Below are 17,223 nucleotides of genomic sequence, written 5' to 3'. Positions count from 1 at the left end.
ACCACTCCGCGCAAAGGCAGCTATTGCGCGGTGATGGCGGTTCCGTCGGTGATGCGGTCCGAGGGGCGCAGGATCACCCGGTCACCAAGGGCCAGCCCGGCCCGAACCTCGGCGAAGGCCTCGTTGCGTTCGCCCAGCGTGATGTGCTGCAGCCGGGCGCGGCCGTCGCGCACCACATAGGCCGCCCAGTCCGATCCGTCGCGGAACAGCGCCTCGACCGGGATCGAGGTCACCCCCTCGCCGCGCCAGACCGCGATGCGGACCACCACGCGGAAACCGTGGCCCAGCCCGCGCCAAAGCCCGGGGTCGCCGCGCAGATCCAGCAGGACCTGCACGCGCTGCTCCTCGATCCCGAGGGCCGAGACCCTGGTGCGCGCCGAGGGTTCGACCCGCCGCACCCGGGCCGGGATCGTGGTGCCGCCCCAGCCGGTGATCCAGGCCTCGGCGCCTTCGCGGATCCGCACCGCATCGCGCGACAGCAGATCGACTGCAATCTCCAGATTGGCGGGATTGCCGATTTCAAGGATCGGGGTTCCTGGTTGCACGATCTGTTCGCTTTCCGTCAGCACCCGCAGCACCCGGCCCGAGACGGGCGCGAAGAGGTTGACGCAACAGCTTTCGGCGCCGTTCATCTCGGGCCCGCCCAGGACGGCGGCGGCGCTTTGAAGCTCGCGTTGGCGCACGTCCAGATTGGCGCGGGCGCTGTCCAGCGCCGCCTGGGCGGTGCGCTGTTCAAGCATCGCATTGTCCAGCAGGCGCCGGGAAATGGCCGCCCGTTCATAAAGCGCCTGGGCGCGGGTGGCCTCGGCGCTGGCGAATTCCAGCGCGGCTTCGGCCTGCATCACCTGCGCCTGCGCCAGATCGACCCCGGCCCGCGCGGCGGCCGTCGTCGCCTCGGCCACGGCCCGTGCCCGCGAATCCAGCAGCGCCGGCGCGGCGGGGCCGATCACCGCCACGACCGTGCGCCCGGCAAAGACCTCGTCGCCCGCATGAAGGCTGATCCGGTGCAGCTTGCCCGCGTTGGTGGCCGAGACGGTAAAGACGTTGCGGATCCGCGCCTCGCCCTCGTCCTCGATGACCACGTCGATGGTGCGCCGGGCGATCTCGCCCAGTTCGGCCGGGATCGGGCGGGGCATCAGGGCCCAGACCAGGGCGCCAAGGACGGCCAGCGCAGCAAGGATGGTGAGGGTTCGGCGCATCTGTCACTCCCGTGTCTTGAGCACTTCGATCATGTCCAGCCGGTCGATCCGCCGCCGGACCAGCAGCGCCGACAGCAGCGCCGCTGCGATGACCACCAGGCTGGAGATGGCATAGACCGCGGGCCCGATCACGAAGGGCACGCGATAAAGGTCGGATGAAAAGGCCACCGCCATGGCCAGCGCCAGCAGGTAGCCGATGGCCCAGCCCACCGGCTGTGCGAGCGCCACGACGGTGGCCAGTTCGCGCAGCAGGATGCCCGACACCTCGGACCGGGTGAAGCCCAGAACCCGCAGGCTGGCCAGCTCGCGCCCCTGTTCCGACAGGGCGATGCGGGCAAAGTTGTAGACCACGCCGATGGCGATGATCCCGGCCAGCGCCACATAGACCGTCACCATGATGGCAATATTCTCGGCGATCGTTGCGCGGAACCGGCTTACCGTCAGATCGGCGATCGACAGAAATCCGGTGCGGGGGGTGGTGGCCACCGCTGCAAAGAAGGCCGGGCGTTCGGCGGGGTCAACCAGCAGGTTCACTCCGGAAATCCGCGGCCCGCCCCCGACAAGGCGGTCCAGCGCGCCCAGCTCCATCGTCGCGCCCAGCCCGAAATAGCCCAGGGACAGGCCGCTGACCCGGACATCGGCCACCCGCCCGCTGCCGTCCAGCACCTCGACCAGGACAAGGTCGCCCGGGCGGACCTGCAGAAGATCGGCCAGAGCATCCGACAGGATCAGCCCATCCGCTGGCGGTTCCATCGGGCGCAGGTCAGGCGCCAGAAGGCGCGACAGGCGGGCGTCGGGCGGCTTGCCGCTGATGCTGATCCGGCGCGACAGGTTGCGGTGCGAAATCCGCGCGGGCACGGTGCGGAACGGCTCGGCCGCGAGGACGCCGGGCAGGGCGCGTGCATTCTGCAGCGCGGCCGGGGCCGAGGCGGCGGCAAAGACGATCTGCACGTCATGCCGTTCGGCTCGGGAAAAGGTCACGTCGATCATGTGATCGATCGAGCCGAACGACCAAAGCGATCCCATCAGGATTGCCACCGCCATCGCCACACCCAGCACCGACGAGGCCGTGCGCAGCGGCCAGTGGCCGAGGTGGCGCAGGGTCATGACGTCGCGCTGCCGCAGTCCCAGGCGCCGGGCGAGCCCGCTGCGGCTGTGGCGGTAATCGGGCGGGGCCGGGGGCGCCATGGCTACCGCAGGCGGCAGCTTCGCCACCGAGTGCACCGCCCGCAGCGCCCCCAGACCCGCCGAGGCCAGTGTCACCAGGGCGGCGGTCGCATAAATCTGTGGATCCCGTGAAAACAGCAGGAAGGGAAAGGAAAAGAACCGGGCGTAAAGCTGCGCCAGCCCCGCCCCCAGCCAGGCACCGGCCATGCAACCGATCACGATGCCCACGAGCGCGATCATGAACACGAATTCCAGATAATGCTGCGAGATCGCGCGGCGGCCATAGCCCATTGCCTTGAGCAGCCCGATCTGTTCGCGTTCCAGCGTCACCAGCCGCGTCAGCGTCATGTTGACCAGCATGGCCGCGACCAGCAGGAAAACCGGCGGCAACACCTTTGCCATGGCGCCGATCTGGTCGATCTCGGCATTCAGGAAGGCGTGCGAGATCTGATCCTCGCGCCCCGTGGCTCCGGTGCCGCCATAGGGGCGCAGCAGCAGGTCAAGCGCGTCGATCACCCGGGTTTCGCTGGCACCGGGCGCAAGCTTGACGATCACGTCCGACACGGCGCCGCGCAGATCGAAGGCGCTTTCCAGCCCGCTGCGCGGGAGCCAGAGGATCCCGAAGCGGCGCGGGTCGGGCATCATTTCGCCCGGGCCGATCGCATAGATGAATTCGGGCGACAGCGCGATGCCGGTGATCTGCAAGGTCCTCTGACGCCCGTTCATCAGAACGTTCAGCCCGTCGCCGGGGCGCAACCCGTGCGCGGCAGCAAAGCCTTCCGAGATCAGCGCCTCGTGCGGGGCCTGTGGATCGGGAAGGCGACCCTGGCGCAGATAGGGTTGATTCAGCCCCCCCGTAGCCGGGAGGGATACCAGCATAACGGTGCCGGGTTCGCCCATGTCGGGAAGGTGCGGCAGGCCCAGCTTGACGATCCGGCCCTCGGCCTGCAGCACGCCGTCGATGGCCGCGATATCGGCCAGCATTGCCTCGGGCGCGCGGGTCACGGTGGCAAAGACATCCGCAAAGCGGTTGTCGGCATAGTAGCGCGCCCGGGTTTCGACCAGCGCGTCATGGGCGCCGTTGCCCAGGATCAGCGTTGCCACCCCGGCCGCCAGAACCAGCGCAATGGCCAGGGCCTGCGCCCAGAGGCGCCGCAGGTCGCGCAGGACCTTCCGGCGCAGGGGCGAGATCACCATTCCACCTCCGAGGGCAGCTTGCGGTCGGCATTGCGTTCGTGCTCGGCGATGCGCCCGTCGGCAAAGCGGATCACCCGGTCGGCAATGGCCCGGATCGCGGCGTTATGGGTAATGACCAGCGTGGTCGCGCCCAGTGTTCGGTTCACCTCGGTCAGGGCTTCCAGCACACGGATGCCGGTGGCGCTGTCCAGTGCCCCGGTCGGTTCATCGCATAACAGCACCTCGGGCCGCTTGGCGATGGCGCGGGCGATCGCTACCCGCTGTTGTTCGCCCCCCGATAACTGGGCGGGAAAGTGATCGCGCCGGTCGGACAGGCCAACCAGGTCCAGCGCCGTGGCCGCGGGCATCGGATCGCGCGCGATCTCGGTCACAAGCGCCACATTTTCAAGCGCGGTCAGGCTGGGCACCAGATTGTAGAACTGGAATACGAAGCCCACGTGATCGCGACGATAGCGCGTCAGTCCGGCTTCGCCGAGCGCCGTGAGTTCGCTGTCTCCGAACCAGGCCCTGCCCGAGCTTGCGGTGTCCAGCCCGCCGATGATGTTCAGGAAGGTCGATTTACCCGATCCGGACGGCCCGAGGATCACGACGAATTCGCCGCGCGCCGCCTCGAAGTCCACGCCGCGCAGCGCGTGAACCTCCACGCTGCCGCTGCGATAGACTTTCGAGAGCCCCTCTGTGCGGATCACGATGTCCGATGCAACCGTCATGCGTGCCTCCTTCTGCACGCGGTCATCCTACACGATCCTGCGGCGATCCCGATGGCTAACTTTGCGTCCCGCCGCGACAGATCGCGCAGGTCAGGCCGCAACCGTCGCGGGACGCGGCCGGACGCAGGGGGAGGATTCCGGTGCGCCCGTGCGGCCCGCGGCCTCGACCTGGGCCGCAACCCGACGGCCTTTGCCAGCCGGGGGCCAGGACGGCAGATCATGACCGGGCGTTGCAGGGCGCGCACGAAGACGCGCCACCCTTTCCGCGACGAACGGGAGCAGGGCGGCGCGCACAGCCATCCGCGCAGTCGGAGAGTCGCGAGCGGTCGTCAGGATCCGGGCTTGCGCCGGATCAGCGATTGCGCCGTATAGACCAGGATGGCCAGACCCACCGCGCCCAGAACGGCCACCCCCAGCAGCACGATCACATCGATCGGCCCGCCGATATCGCGAAGCCCGGAATGGGTGATGGCAAGGATGAAGATCACTGCCGCAACGGCCCCGAAGGGCATCGACAGCTGCGCCCAGAGGAACTTGCGCATCGACACCGCCCGATCGCGGATCAGGACATAGAGATAGGCAAGGGTGATCAGCCCGGCCAGAACGACAAGCGTCCAGAACAGGCCAGCGCCGAACATTTCCTCAAGTACCGCAATCAGGGTGCCGAACGTGAAATCCTTCATGGCGTTTTCTCCCTCATGCCTGGCCGCGCAGCATGGCATTATAGGTGGCCTTCAGTGCCACCTCCTTCATCAGCCAGCTGATCCAGAGCTCTTCCAGCGGGGCGATCAGGCCGGGGAAGGACGGAACCAGGTTGTTGTGATAATCGAACTCGATCAGCATCGCGCGGCCGACGCGGGTGATCAGCGGGCAGGACGTGTAGCCGTCATAGCTCTGGCTACCCTCGCGCCCTTCTATGGCTGCAACAAGATGGTCCTCGACCACCGGCACCTGCCATTTCACCGAGGCCGCCGTCTTGCCCTTGGGCACACCGGCCACGTCGCCAAGCGCAAAGACCTCCGGATAGCGCCGGTGGCGCAGCGTTTGCGGGTCGCATTCGACCCAGCCCTGATCGGTCCAGCGGTCGGCCCAGCTGAGGCCGGACTGCCGGATCACCTCGGGCGCGCGCTGGGGCGGGATGACGTGGAGATAGTCATAGGGCAGCTCAACCTGCGACTGGATCGCGGCGCCGGTCACGGGATCGGGGGCAGAGGTGGTGAAGGTGGCCGTCTTGCGGCCCGGATCGATCGCGGTCAGCGTATGACCGGTATGGGTTGCGATGCCTCGCTGCTCGAACAGCATCCGCACCTTCTCGGCCACGATCGGGACCGAGAAAAGCGCCGGTTGCGGACAGGTGTAATGCACCTCGTAGCGCCCCTTCGCGCCGCCGCGGCTGGCGATATCCTCGACCAGAAACGCGTGTTTGAGCGGCGCGCCCGCACATTTCATTTCGGTTGCCGGCCGGCTGAGCAGGGCGATGCCGCCCTCATCGGTGAACTTCGAAACGGCCGTCCAGGTGCGGGCGGCATAATCCGGCCCGGCGTAAAGCGCCCCGATCCCGTCGCGCCCGACCATGTCGAGCGAGAACCCCTCGATGGCGTCATGGTCAAGCACGAGACCCGGCGCCACCACCAGGAAATCGTAGCCAAGGCTGCGACCGCTTGCGGTAGCAACGGTTTTCGTTTCGGCGTCGATCGCCACTGCCGGTTCGGCGATCAGCGTCACGCCGGAGGGCAGCCAGTCGGTCGTTCTCGAGACGACATAGCTTGCCGGCCGCAGCCCGGCCGCGACCAGCGACAGGCCGGGCTGATAAAGATGTTCGGCACGTCCGTCGATCAGGGTGATCTCTGCGCCCTCAAGCCGCTGGACCAGCCGGTTCGCCAGCGCCGTTCCGGCGGCACCGGCGCCGATGATCACGATACGTGCCGAGGTCGCAACCCGCGCGGCCTGTGCCGGGGCCGCACGGACGCTGGCGCAGGCCGCACCGGCGAGAGCCATGCCAAGCACTGCACGGCGCGAGGGTCTCAGGTTTTCAGATCTGCTCATTCGTCCTCCTCCACCGTCCGCGATCCGTTCGCGGCGCAGGCGTGCAGTTCCTCCCGGAACCGTTCCGATACAGCTGACGGGGGCAACCGCTTCTGGCAGACGCCCAGCCCGGTGCCCGATCTGTCGGAGTCGGTTCCAGGAACGATCTATATTTGAATATAAGAATATGGCAAGGCGGAACAAGAGCAAGCTGTCGCGGAAATCAACCCCGGGGCGTGGCTTCGGCAACGCGGGAAAGCGGGGCGCTGTCGGGATCATCCCGTCGTCGCAGCGCCGCTTTTTTCAGCCTGGCGCGCGGATGGCGGGCAGAGGGCGCAGCAGGCAGGCCGCAGTGAAAGCTCTGCCCGTCCGTGCGCGGCCTGCAAATCAAGGGCCGAGGGGGGTTCGGGCCCGCCCGCGATCCGGAAACCGGGTAGCCCATGCAAATTACGCATTTGTCAGGGGCTGCCCCGGTTGCCTAGCAACCTTGGAATGACTCATGCCAACCCATCCTCCCCTGACGCGACTGACAGCGCGGTGCCGAGCCTTCGCCTTCCGGTCACGGATGGGCATGACCTGCATCTGGAGCGTCACGGCACACCGGGCGCGCTGCCGACGGTTGTTCTGCATGGCGGCCCGGGGGCCGGCCTGTCCCGGACGGCGCTGCAGGGCTTCGATCCCGCCCGCCACGACATCATCCTGTTCGATCAGCGGGGTGCCGGGCGTTCGACGCCTTTGGCCGGAATTCACGGGAACACGACGGCCGCGCTCGTTGCCGATCTGGAGGTGATCCGCGCCCATTTCGGATTTCGACGCTGGATGGTCACCGGGGGCTCGTGGGGAAGCTGTCTGGGGCTGGCCTATGCCCAGGCCCATCCCGGGCGGGTTCTGGGCCTGCGGCTTCACGGCATCTTTCTGGGCGGTGCCGCCGATATCGCCTGGTGGTTTCATGGCATCCGCCAGGTTTTTCCCGACCATTGGGAGCGGTTCGCGGCTTTCGTTCCCGAGGCCGAACGCGGTGACCTGCTGACCGCCTATTACCGGCGCCTGGTCTCCGGGGATGCCTCGGTGGCACTGGCTGCCGCCTGGGAATTGCGCAGCTTTTCCGCCCATACCCAGACGCTGGTGCCCGACGCCGCGCATGTGGCAAATCTGCTCGAATCGCCGGAGAAATACCTGCCCGTCGCGCGGCTTTTCACGCATTATTGCATCAACCGCGCCTTCCTGGCCGAAGGCGCGCTGTTGCGGGGCATCGACCGGATCCGGCACATCCCGGCCGAGATCCTCCAGGGGCGCTATGACATGGTGACGCCCATGGCCTCGGCCTGGGCGCTGCACAAGGCCTGGCCCGAGGCGCGCTTCGAAATCGTCCCCCTTGCCAACCATACCAGTTCGCCCGACCTGCTGGCGGCGCTTCGCGCGGCCTCGGATCGGCTGGCCGACCGGATCGGAATGACCGCACATGATTGATGCCGCAGCAATCCAGCCCCTGCTTGAAATCACCTCGTGCCGCGCGCCGGCCCAGGCCCCTGACACCGGGCTGCTGGCCTTCATCGATGATGAAAGCGGGATGCCGCAGATCTGGCTTGGGGACGCTGCGGGCAAACGCCAGCTGACCCGGCACCCCGAGCCCGTGAACAGCTTTGCCTGGAGCCCGGCCGGCGGTGCGCTTGTCTTTACCGCCGATTGCGGCGGCGACGAGCGGTGGCAGCTTTATCTTTGCGAGGTGGAAACAGGGCAGGTGCGGCCGCTGACGGCCGATCCCATGACTGCCCACATGTGGGGCGCGTTTTCGCCTGACGGCACGCAGATCGCCTTTTCGGCCAACGCCCGGCAGAAGGACCAGCTTGATCTTTGCGTGATGGAGCTCGGCTCGGGCCGCGTCCTGGCCGTCGGCGACAGCGCGGGCCATCAGGAGGTGCTGGCCTTCACCGCTGATGCCAGCTGTCTGCTGGTGCGGCGCACGCTGGGCGCGGCAAGCGACCAGAAGCTGGAACTGGTCGAGATCGCCACCGGCCGTCGCGGCCCTGTGCTTGATGCGCCGCACAGGGTGAAGTTCACCGCCGCACGCCCGTTGAAGGCGGGCGGCGGCCTTGCAATTTGCGACCATGGCGGCGATCGGCTGGCCCTGTGGCGCTTTGATAGCGACGGAAAGCCGACGGATTGCCTTCATGAGGCGCCGGGCTCCGATCTGGATGCCATTGCCCTTGCCCCCGATCAGCAGGGGGCGGTGATTGCGGTCAATGACAGTGGCTACAGCCGCCTTGTGTGGATCGATCTTGCCTCGGGCGCGGTGCGGCCGCTGGAGATGCCGGTGCCGGGGGTCGTCAGCAATCCCAGCCTGCCGGGCGCGGGCAACAGCCTGCTTTGCACGATTTCCTCGGCCGTGTCTGCCCCTGCGATCTGGGAGATCCCGTTGAACGGCGGCCCGGCCCGACGCCTGTTCGGCCCGGCGCCCCTTCCGGCGGGGATCATGCCCGATATCGCCTGTTTCGACAGCTTTGACGGGCTGGAGGTGCCTTACTTCCTTTACACCCCGAAGGGCGCCCGGCCGGCCGCAGGCTGGCCCGCGGTGTTCATCATCCATGGCGGACCGGAAATGCAGTGGCGGCCCGAATGGCGCGCTGATGTGCAGTGGATGCTGTCCCAGGGTCTTATGGTGGTGGCACCGAACGTGCGCGGCTCGACCGGCTATGGACGGAAATACCATGCCGCCGACGATCAGGAAAAGCGGCTCGACAGCCTTGCCGACCTGACCGCGCTGCGGCGGTTGCTGGCGGAAAGCGGCACCGTCGATCCCGCCCGCTGCGCCGTGTTCGGCCGTTCCTACGGGGGGTACATGGTCATGGCCGCGCTGACCGAAACCCCGGATCTGTGGACCTGCGGGATCAATTTCTACGGGATCGGCAATTTCGCGACCCATCTTCTGGCAACCGGCCCCTGGGCACGCATGATCCGCGTCGCGGAATATGGCGATCCCTCCAGGCAGGCCGATTTGCTGGCGCGCCTTTCGCCCGTCAACCGGATCGAGCGGGTGCAGGCGCCGCTGATGATGGTCCATGCCGACCGCGATCCCCGCGTCCCGCCGTCGGAAAGCGAGATCATCCATGCGCTGATGTTCGGCCTGGGCAAGCGTTGCGATTTCCTGCGCGTCGCGCATGAGGGGCATGGTTTCAAGCGGATCGAGAACATCCGCCGCGTGTTCGGCGCGCTGGCCGATTTCCTTGCACAAGAACTCTGAGGAGCATTCATGAAGAACGAACCCGATATCTGGCGCAGCGTCGATCAGCACGCCCCTGACCTTATCGGCCTGTCGGACCGGGTCTGGGGGATGCCCGAAATCTGCTATACCGAATACCGTTCGGTGGCCGAACATACGGCAATGCTGAGGGACAAGGGCTTTCAGATCACGGAAAACGTGGCTGGCATCCCTACCGCCGTGATCGGAGAGGCCGGGCAGGGCGGCCCGATCATTGCCTTTCTGGGCGAATACGATGCGCTGCCGGGCCTCAGCCAGGAGGCCGGGGTGGCCGAGCCGCGTCCGCTGCCGGGCAATGGCCAGGGGCATGGGTGCGGGCATAACCTGCTGGGCTCGGCGGCGCTTCTGGCGGCCTGCGCGCTGAAGGACTGGCTTGAGGCGACAGGAACGCCGGGGCGGGTGCGGTATTACGGCTGCCCCGCCGAGGAAGGCGGCGCGGCCAAGTCCTTCATGGCGCGCGAAGGCGCCTTTGACGGCGTGGCCGTCGCGATCACATGGCACCCGCATTGCTTCAACGAGGTGGCGCCGGCCCTGTCACTGGCCAATACCCGCATGGATTTCGAATTCACCGGCCGGGCCAGCCATGCCGCAGCCGCGCCTCATCTGGGCCGTTCGGCGCTGGATGCGGCGCAACTGATGTGCACCGGGGTCCAGTATCTGCGGGAACATGTGCCCCAGGAAAGCCGCATCCACTATTCCTTCCTGGATGCGGGCGGGGTTGCGCCGAATGTCGTGCAGGCAAAGGCGAAACTGCGCTTTGCCATCCGGTCGCCCGATCTTCCGGGGATGTTCGAACTGAACGAGAGGGTCAAGCGCATCGCACAGGGCGCAGCGATGATGACCGACACGAGGGTTGATATCTCGATCATGAGCGCGGTGTCGAACCTGCTGCCGAATGCGCCGCTGGAAGAGGCGATGCAGGCCAATCTCGAACGGCTTGGTCCCCCCGTCTTTGACGAGGCCGATCGCGCTTTCGCTGCCGAGATCCAGGCGACATTGCAGGCCTCGGACATCGCCAGCGCCTGGCGCGGCGTGGGCCTTGCGCCGCGCGACACCGCGGCCCTGTGCGACTTCATCGTGCCGCGCGGCACCGCGCGCGAACCGATGATCGGATCGACCGATGTGGGCGATGTCAGCTGGATCGTGCCCACGGTTCAGGCCCATGCCGCAACATTGGCGATCGGCACCCCCGGCCACAGCTGGCAGGTGACCGCGCAGGGCAAGACGCCCGCCGCGCACAAGGTGCTGACCTGGGTGGCCAAGGTGATGGCCGCGACCGCCCAGGATTGCCTGACCAACCCCGACCTGATCGCACGGGCGCGGGCGGATCTGGACGCGCGGCTTGCCGCGGCGCCCTACGTCTGCCCGATTCCGGCCGAGGTCCGGCCCCCGCTCCAGCCCAGGCCGGATGCGGCCTAATCACGAAGCAACAACAACAACCAACCGGGAGACTACAAGATGAAGCTACGAAACGGGATGCTGTCCTCGGCGCTGGCCCTGGCCACGACCGCGGCCCTGTCGGTTCCGGCAGCGGCCAATACCCCCCCTGACGTGATGGTGATGGCGTGGAACATCGACGCCATTTCCACCTTCGATCCGGCGCAGGTCGGCGAAGTGGTGACGATCGAGCTGCTGACCAATACCTGTGACCGGCTCATGGAATATGATCCCGAGGATGAGACCAACATCATCCCCGGGCTGGCCGAGGATTACGAGGTGTCGGACGACGGCCGCACCATCACCTTCCGGATGCGCGAGGGGCTGACCTTCCCCTCGGGCAACCCGGCCACCGCGCAGGAAATGGCCTGGTCGCTGCACCGGGTGCTCCAGATCGGGCTGGGGGCCTCGGCAGGGCTCACCGAATATGGCTTTACCGCCGAAAACGCCGCCGAGCGGATCACCGCCCCCGACGACACCACGCTGGTGATGGAGTTCGACCAGGCCTATCCAAGTTCGCTGGTGCTGCAGGCAATCGCGGCCTATCCCGTTGCGATCCTGCTGGACCGGGAAACGGTGATGGCCAATGAAGTCAACGGCGATCTGGGCAATCAGTATCTGGGCACCCATACCGAATGCGTCGGCCCCTATCGCCTGGCGCGCTGGAACCCGGGCGAGGTGGTGATCCTTGAACGCAATGACGATTACTGGGGTGAAGCGCCGGCGCTCAAGACGATCCTGGTCCGGCATGTGGCAGAGGCTGCGACGCAGCGCCTGATGCTGACCAGCGGCGATATCGACGTGGCGCGCGACCTGACGCCCGAAGACATCGCGGATGTGTCGCAGATGGAGGGGATCGAGGTCGCCACGGCGCTCAAGCCGCAGCTTACCTATCTGGCGCTGAACAACGAATTCGGCCCGTTTACCGATCCGCGGGCGCGGCTCGCGCTGCGCTACCTGCTGGATTATGACGCGATGGAACAATCCTTCCTGCGCGGCATCGGCACCATCCGTCAAAGCCCGGTTCAGCTTGGCGCCTTCGGTGCCCTGAGCGAGGAAGAAGGCCGGCCCTTTTCGCTGGATGTCGAACGTGCGCGGGAGCTTCTGGCCGAGGCGGGGGTCGAGCCCGGCACCCGGATCTCGCTGATCCTTGGCACCCATCCCTATTCGATGCCGATCGGGCAGCATTTCCAGGAAAATGCCGCCGAAGCCGGGCTGACCATCGCGGTTGAACGCATGGCCAATGCCCAGCTGTTCGCACGGGTGCGCGGACGGGAATTCGAGATGGCGGTGATGAGCTGGCAGACCTCGGTCGGGGATGCTCATGGCATGGCCTCGCGTCAGATCTACAACCCTGACAACGCTGCCGAAGCCAAGCTGACCCAGTATCCCAGCTGGCGCTCGGCCTATTTCTCGGAAGAGTACAACCAGCGCGTGCTGGAGGCGTTGCTCGAGCCGGACACGGACACCCGCGAAGAACTGTATCGCCAGCTGCAGCTTGACCAGATGCAGGAGGGGCCGCAGGTCTTCATGTTCCAGACAACGCAGAACGTCGCGCACCGCGCGGAACTGCAGGGCTGGACCTTCCATGGCTTCAAGGCCTTCTACAACCTGGCGTCCAAATAAGCGCCTGTCACCGGTCCCCGCCTGCATCCGCGGGCGGGGGCCTGAACAGGTGCCGGAACATGCGAAGGAGACTGACCATGCGAATGGCAGCGCAACGCGGGTATCTGCCCCCGCGGCGAAAGCGGCAGCTGAAGGCCGCCCTTCTGACGATCGGATCAGTCGGCGTGACGCTTCTCGGACTGGTGGCGCTGACCTTCTTCATCGGCCGGATGCTTCCGCTTGATCCGGTGATCAAGATCGTGGGCGAAAACGCTCCGCAGGCGGCCTATGACCGGGTCTATCGGGAACTTGGGCTGGACCAGCCGCTGATCGTGCAGTTCCTGAGCTACCTCAAAAGCGCCCTGACCCTGGATCTGGGCAATTCGCTGACCTCGGGGCGGCCGGTGCTTGAGGATATCCGTAGGGTCTTTCCGGCGACGATCGAGCTTGCGACGGTGGCGATGATCATCGGAACCGGGCTGGGCGTGCCCTTGGGGGTGCTGTCGGCGATGTATGCCAACAGCTGGATCGACCATCTGGTGCGCACCGTCTGCCTGATCGGCTATTCCGCGCCGAACTTCTGGCTGGGGCTGATGGGGCTCATGGTATTCTATGCCGGGCTGGGCTGGGTTTCGGGGCCGGGGCGGATCGGGTTCATCCATGAATACGGGTTCGAGCAACGCACCGGATTGCTTCTGATCGACACCGCCATGGCCGGCAACTGGGCGGCCTTCCGCAATGCCGTTTCGCACATCGTGCTGCCCGCCTCGATCCTGGCCTTCGGGGCCATGACCTACATCAGCCGCATGACGCGCAGCTTCATGGCGGCGCAACTGTCGCAGGAATATGTCATCACCGCACGGGTCAAGGGGCTGTCCTGGCGGCGCACGGTCTGGCGGCATGCCTTCCGCAACATCGCCGTTCAGGTCCTGACGGTCGTGGCACTCTCCTATGCGTTTCTGCTGGAAGGGGCGGTGCTGACCGAAACCGTCTTTGCCTGGCCGGGCTTTGGCCGTTACCTGACCACCGCGCTTCTGGCCGGTGACATGAACGCGGTTGTCGGCTGCACCCTGATCGTCGGGCTTATCTTCGTCACCATCAACCTGATCTGCGACGCGCTCTATCGCGTCCTTGATCCCAGAACACGCTAGGATCCGAGATGATGAACACTCCTCGGGCCGATTTCCGCAGCTGGCTTCATGCGCCGGTGCCGGCCTCGGCCGGGCAGGCGCGGGCCCAGCAGATCTGGCTGGGATGGCGGCGCTTTGCTGCCAACCGCTCGGCCCTGGCAGGGGCGCTTTTCCTGCTGCTGCTGGTCATCGTGGCCTGGCTCGCCCCGGCCATCGCCCCTTACAACCCTTACCAGCAATCGCTTGCAATGCGGCTGCAACCGCCCTCGGCCACGCATTGGTTCGGCACTGACGAACTGGGCCGGGACATCTTTTCGCGCATCATCCACGGGTCGCGGATCACGCTTTACATCGCGGTGTTGACCGCGGCGATCGTGGCGCCCGTCGGGCTGATCGTGGGCACCGTTGCCGGCTATTTCGGCGGCTGGCTTGATCTGGTGCTGATGCGGGTCGTGGACGTGTTCCTGGCCTTTCCGTCGCTGATCCTGGCGCTGGCCTTCGTGACGGCGCTGGGGCCGGGGATCGAGAACGCGGTGATCGCGCTGTCGCTTTCGGCCTGGCCTCCCATCGCGCGGTTGGCGCGTGCCGAAACCCTGACGATCCGCAAATCCGATTATGTCGCGGCGATGCGGATGCAGGGGGCCTCGCATCTGCGGATCCTCTGGGCGGATATCGTGCCGATGTGTCTGCCCTCGGTGGTGGTGCGCGTGACGCTGAACATGGCCATCGTGATCCTGACGGCGGCAGGCCTTGGCTTTCTGGGCCTTGGCGCCCAGCCGCCCAGCCCGGAATGGGGCGCGATGCTGTCCACGGGGCGTGAATTCATGATGAACGCCTGGTGGGTGGCCGCGATACCCGGTGTTGCCATCCTTCTGACCAGCCTTGCCGTCAATCTCGCCGGCGACGGGCTTCGCGATGTACTGGACCCCCGCCATGACTGAGACCCTGATCGATGTCGAGGATCTGCGCATCCGCTTTGCCGGCAACCGGACGGGCCGCGACGCGGTGCGGGGCGTATCCTTCCGGGTGGGCCGCGAAAAGCTGGGGATCGTCGGTGAATCCGGGTCCGGCAAATCCCAGACCGGGCGCGCCTTGCTGAAGCTGACGCCGCGGTCGGCGGTGGTCACGGCCCGGCGGATGGCCTTTCGCGGCGAGGATCTTCTGGCCGCGTCGGAACGGCGGATGCGCGCGATCCGCGGGCGGTCGATCTCGATGATCCTGCAAGACCCGAAGTTCTCGCTCAATCCCCTGATGCGGGTGGGCGAGCAGATTGTCGAGGCCTTCCGCGTCCATCATCGCGCCGATCGTGCCGCGGCCCGGGCGCGGGCGCTGGCAATGCTGGAGGCGGTGCATATCCGTGACCCCGAGCGGGTGTTCTCGCTCTATCCGCACGAGGTTTCGGGCGGCATGGGCCAGCGCATCATGATCGCCATGATGCTGATCCCGGAACCCGACATCATCATCGCGGACGAGCCGACCTCGGCGTTGGATGTGACGGTGCGCAAACAGGTGCTGTCGGTGCTGAACGAACTGGTCGAGGCGCGGGGAACCGGCCTGATCCTGATCAGCCATGACCTCAATCTTGTCGCAAGCTTCTGCGACCGGATCCTGGTGATGTATGCCGGCCGGATCCTTGAGGAAATCGAGGCAAAGAACCTGCGGAACGCCCGCCACCCCTATACCCGCGCGCTGCTGGACAGCCTGCCGCGCCTTGACCGGCAGGTCGAAACCCTACGCGTGCCGCAACGTGATCCCGCCTGGCTGGACGGGCCGGTCTTCCGGCTGGAGGAGCAGGCATGACCCGGGCATTGATCGAGGCGGTGGGGCTCAACGTGTCCTTCGGCGAGGAGGAAGATCGCCACCACGTCGTCAAGGACGTGAGCTTCCGGATCGCGCCGGGCGAATGCTATGGGTTGATCGGGGAATCCGGCTGCGGCAAGTCGACGGTGCTGCGGGCCGTCGCGGGTCTGAACGCCGATTACGACGGCGCGGTGCTGCTGGACGGGCGCGAACAGCCGAAGGCGCGGCGCGGTGCGGATTTCCTGCGCCGTGTGCAGATGGTGTTCCAGGATCCCTACGCCTCGCTTCATCCGCGCAAGATGGTCGAAAAGGTGCTGAGCGAGCCCTTGCAGATCCACGGCTTCGACCGCAAGCGCCAGCGGATCGACGAGGTGCTGGTTCAGGTCGGGCTCGATCCCGCGTTCCGCTTTCGCTACCCGCACGAGTTGTCGGGCGGACAGCGGCAACGTGTGGCCATCGCCCGGGCCCTGATCATGGAGCCCGAGGTGCTGCTGCTGGACGAGCCGACCTCGGCGCTGGATGTTTCGGTCCAGGCCGAGATCCTGAACCTCCTGACGCAGGTTCAGCGCGACCGGGGCCTGACCTATCTGCTGGTCTCGCATGACATGGCGGTGATCGCCCATGTCTGCCAGCGCATCGGCATGATGCAGCATGGGCGCATCATCGAGGAACTCACCTCGGATGCGGTGCGCAGCGGCCAGGCCCAAGAGCCCTATACACGCGAGTTTCTGAACGCCAGCGCGGCCTTTGCCGCGGCACTTGAAGGAGGGGATGCGGCATGATCGAAAATCTTGGCAGCGCCATCGCGCGGCAGCCGACGGCGGCCCTGATGATCTGGCAGAACGGGCGCGTCCTTGGCACATTCGGGCCGCAGGATCGCAAGTTCCTGTGTCACTCGATCCGCAAGAGCATCCTTGCCGCGCTGATCGGGATCGAGGTGGACGCGGGCCGGATCAACCTGGGCGCGACGCTGGAAGAGCTGGGGATCGACGATAACGAAGGCCTGTCCGAGGTGGAGCGCAAGGCGTCCGTCTATGACCTTCTGACCGCGCGGTCGGGCATCTATCATCCGGCCGGATACGAGACCGAGTGGATGCGCACCATCAAGGAGCGACGCCATTCGCACCCGCCGGGCACCTTCTGGTGCTACAACAACTGGGATTTCAACGCGCTTGGCACCATCTACGTGCAGGCCAGCGGGCACAGCGTGGCAGAGGGGTTCGCGCGTCATCTGGCGGCCCCGCTGGGGATGGAGGATTTCGCGCTGGCCGGGCCGCAGCCCGATGCCTGGCTGGAAACCTTCACCGAGTCGCGCCATCCTGCCTATCCTTTCCGGTTGTCGAACCGCGACCTGCTGCGCTTTTGCCAGCTTTACCTTCAGGGCGGGGTCTGGGAGGGGCAGCAGATCCTGCCGCCCGGCTGGACGAGGCTTTGCACCCTGCGCAACAGCGATGCCGGTCTTCACGGTGCCTATGGCTACATGTGGTGGCTGGAGCGCGATGGCTGCGGCCTGCCGAATGTCGTCCTGCCCGCGGGCACCTACAGCGCCGTCGGCGCCGGTGGCCATTATGCCATAGTGATGCCGGCCCGCAACGCCATCATCCTGCACCGCGTCGATACCGATCGCGGCGACGCTGTCAGCCGTTTCGAATTCGGAACGCTGCTGGCCCGCATCCTCGAGACCCTGGACTGAA

At 66.5% G+C, this 17,223-nt stretch carries 14 protein-coding genes; 9 read left to right on the top strand and 5 right to left on the bottom strand.

The genetic code is table 11. The features are described from left to right. Positions 1-20 precede the first annotated feature (20 nt). From ACFQXB_RS09590 to ACFQXB_RS09570, 5 genes are all read right to left on the bottom strand, one after another. Positions 21-1,199 (bottom strand): efflux RND transporter periplasmic adaptor subunit, encoded by a 1,179-nt coding sequence (locus ACFQXB_RS09590; protein ID WP_377402730.1) that lies wholly within the window; start codon positions 1,197-1,199, stop codon positions 21-23. Positions 1,200-1,202: 3 nt separating this feature from the next. Beyond that, positions 1,203-3,563, bottom strand: coding sequence for an ABC transporter permease (locus ACFQXB_RS09585; protein ID WP_377402727.1), 2,361 nt, complete (start codon positions 3,561-3,563; stop codon positions 1,203-1,205). Beyond that, positions 3,557-4,273: an ABC transporter ATP-binding protein gene (locus tag ACFQXB_RS09580; RefSeq protein ID WP_377402724.1), complete on the bottom strand. Its 717-nt coding sequence runs from the start codon at positions 4,271-4,273 to the stop codon at positions 3,557-3,559. The genes ACFQXB_RS09585 and ACFQXB_RS09580 overlap by 7 nt, the downstream gene beginning before the upstream one ends. A gap of 329 nt (positions 4,274-4,602) precedes the next feature. Further along, entirely contained in the window at positions 4,603-4,956 is a 354-nt protein-coding gene (locus tag ACFQXB_RS09575; RefSeq protein WP_377402721.1) for a DUF5368 domain-containing protein, read from the bottom strand. Between the two features lie 13 nt (positions 4,957-4,969). Beyond that, entirely contained in the window at positions 4,970-6,319 is a 1,350-nt protein-coding gene (locus ACFQXB_RS09570) for an NAD(P)/FAD-dependent oxidoreductase (protein ID WP_377402718.1), read from the bottom strand. A 471-nt stretch (positions 6,320-6,790) separates the two neighbouring features. Here ACFQXB_RS09570 and pip point away from each other — a divergent pair, with 471 nt between their 5' ends. From pip to ACFQXB_RS09525, 9 genes are all read left to right on the top strand, one after another. Beyond that, entirely contained in the window at positions 6,791-7,768 is a 978-nt protein-coding gene (gene pip / locus ACFQXB_RS09565) for a prolyl aminopeptidase (protein ID WP_377402715.1), read from the top strand. Next, positions 7,761-9,539 (top strand): prolyl oligopeptidase family serine peptidase, encoded by a 1,779-nt coding sequence (locus ACFQXB_RS09560; protein ID WP_377402712.1) that lies wholly within the window; start codon positions 7,761-7,763, stop codon positions 9,537-9,539. The genes pip and ACFQXB_RS09560 overlap by 8 nt, the downstream gene beginning before the upstream one ends. A 9-nt stretch (positions 9,540-9,548) precedes the next feature. Continuing rightward, positions 9,549-10,976, top strand: coding sequence for a M20 family metallopeptidase (locus ACFQXB_RS09555; protein ID WP_377402709.1), 1,428 nt, complete (start codon positions 9,549-9,551; stop codon positions 10,974-10,976). Between the two features lie 39 nt (positions 10,977-11,015). Further along, positions 11,016-12,620 carry an ABC transporter substrate-binding protein gene (locus tag ACFQXB_RS09550; RefSeq protein WP_377402706.1) on the top strand — a complete coding sequence of 535 codons (1,605 nt, stop codon included), beginning with the start codon at positions 11,016-11,018 and terminating at the stop codon, positions 12,618-12,620. An 83-nt stretch (positions 12,621-12,703) separates the two neighbouring features. Further along, positions 12,704-13,750, top strand: coding sequence for an ABC transporter permease (locus ACFQXB_RS09545; RefSeq protein ID WP_377402890.1), 1,047 nt, complete (start codon positions 12,704-12,706; stop codon positions 13,748-13,750). Between the two features lie 11 nt (positions 13,751-13,761). Further along, positions 13,762-14,670 carry a nickel transporter permease gene (gene nikC / locus ACFQXB_RS09540; RefSeq protein WP_377402888.1) on the top strand — a complete coding sequence of 303 codons (909 nt, stop codon included), beginning with the start codon at positions 13,762-13,764 and terminating at the stop codon, positions 14,668-14,670. Further along, a complete protein-coding gene (locus ACFQXB_RS09535; RefSeq protein WP_377402703.1) occupies positions 14,663-15,529 on the top strand; it encodes an ABC transporter ATP-binding protein in 867 nt (288 codons plus the stop codon). Before nikC ends, ACFQXB_RS09535 begins: the two co-directional genes overlap by 8 nt. Beyond that, entirely contained in the window at positions 15,526-16,311 is a 786-nt protein-coding gene (locus tag ACFQXB_RS09530) for an ABC transporter ATP-binding protein (RefSeq protein WP_377402700.1), read from the top strand. The genes ACFQXB_RS09535 and ACFQXB_RS09530 overlap by 4 nt, the downstream gene beginning before the upstream one ends. Further along, positions 16,308-17,222: a serine hydrolase domain-containing protein gene (locus ACFQXB_RS09525; RefSeq protein WP_377402697.1), complete on the top strand. Its 915-nt coding sequence runs from the start codon at positions 16,308-16,310 to the stop codon at positions 17,220-17,222. The genes ACFQXB_RS09530 and ACFQXB_RS09525 overlap by 4 nt, the downstream gene beginning before the upstream one ends. The last annotated feature ends 1 nt before the right edge of the window (position 17,223 follow it).

It is taken from the genome of Halodurantibacterium daqingense (assembly GCF_042666235.1).
In the GTDB taxonomy this organism is placed as follows: Bacteria; Pseudomonadota; Alphaproteobacteria; order Rhodobacterales; family Rhodobacteraceae; genus Halodurantibacterium; species Halodurantibacterium daqingensis.
This window is presented reverse-complemented; position numbering and strand designations above follow the sequence as displayed.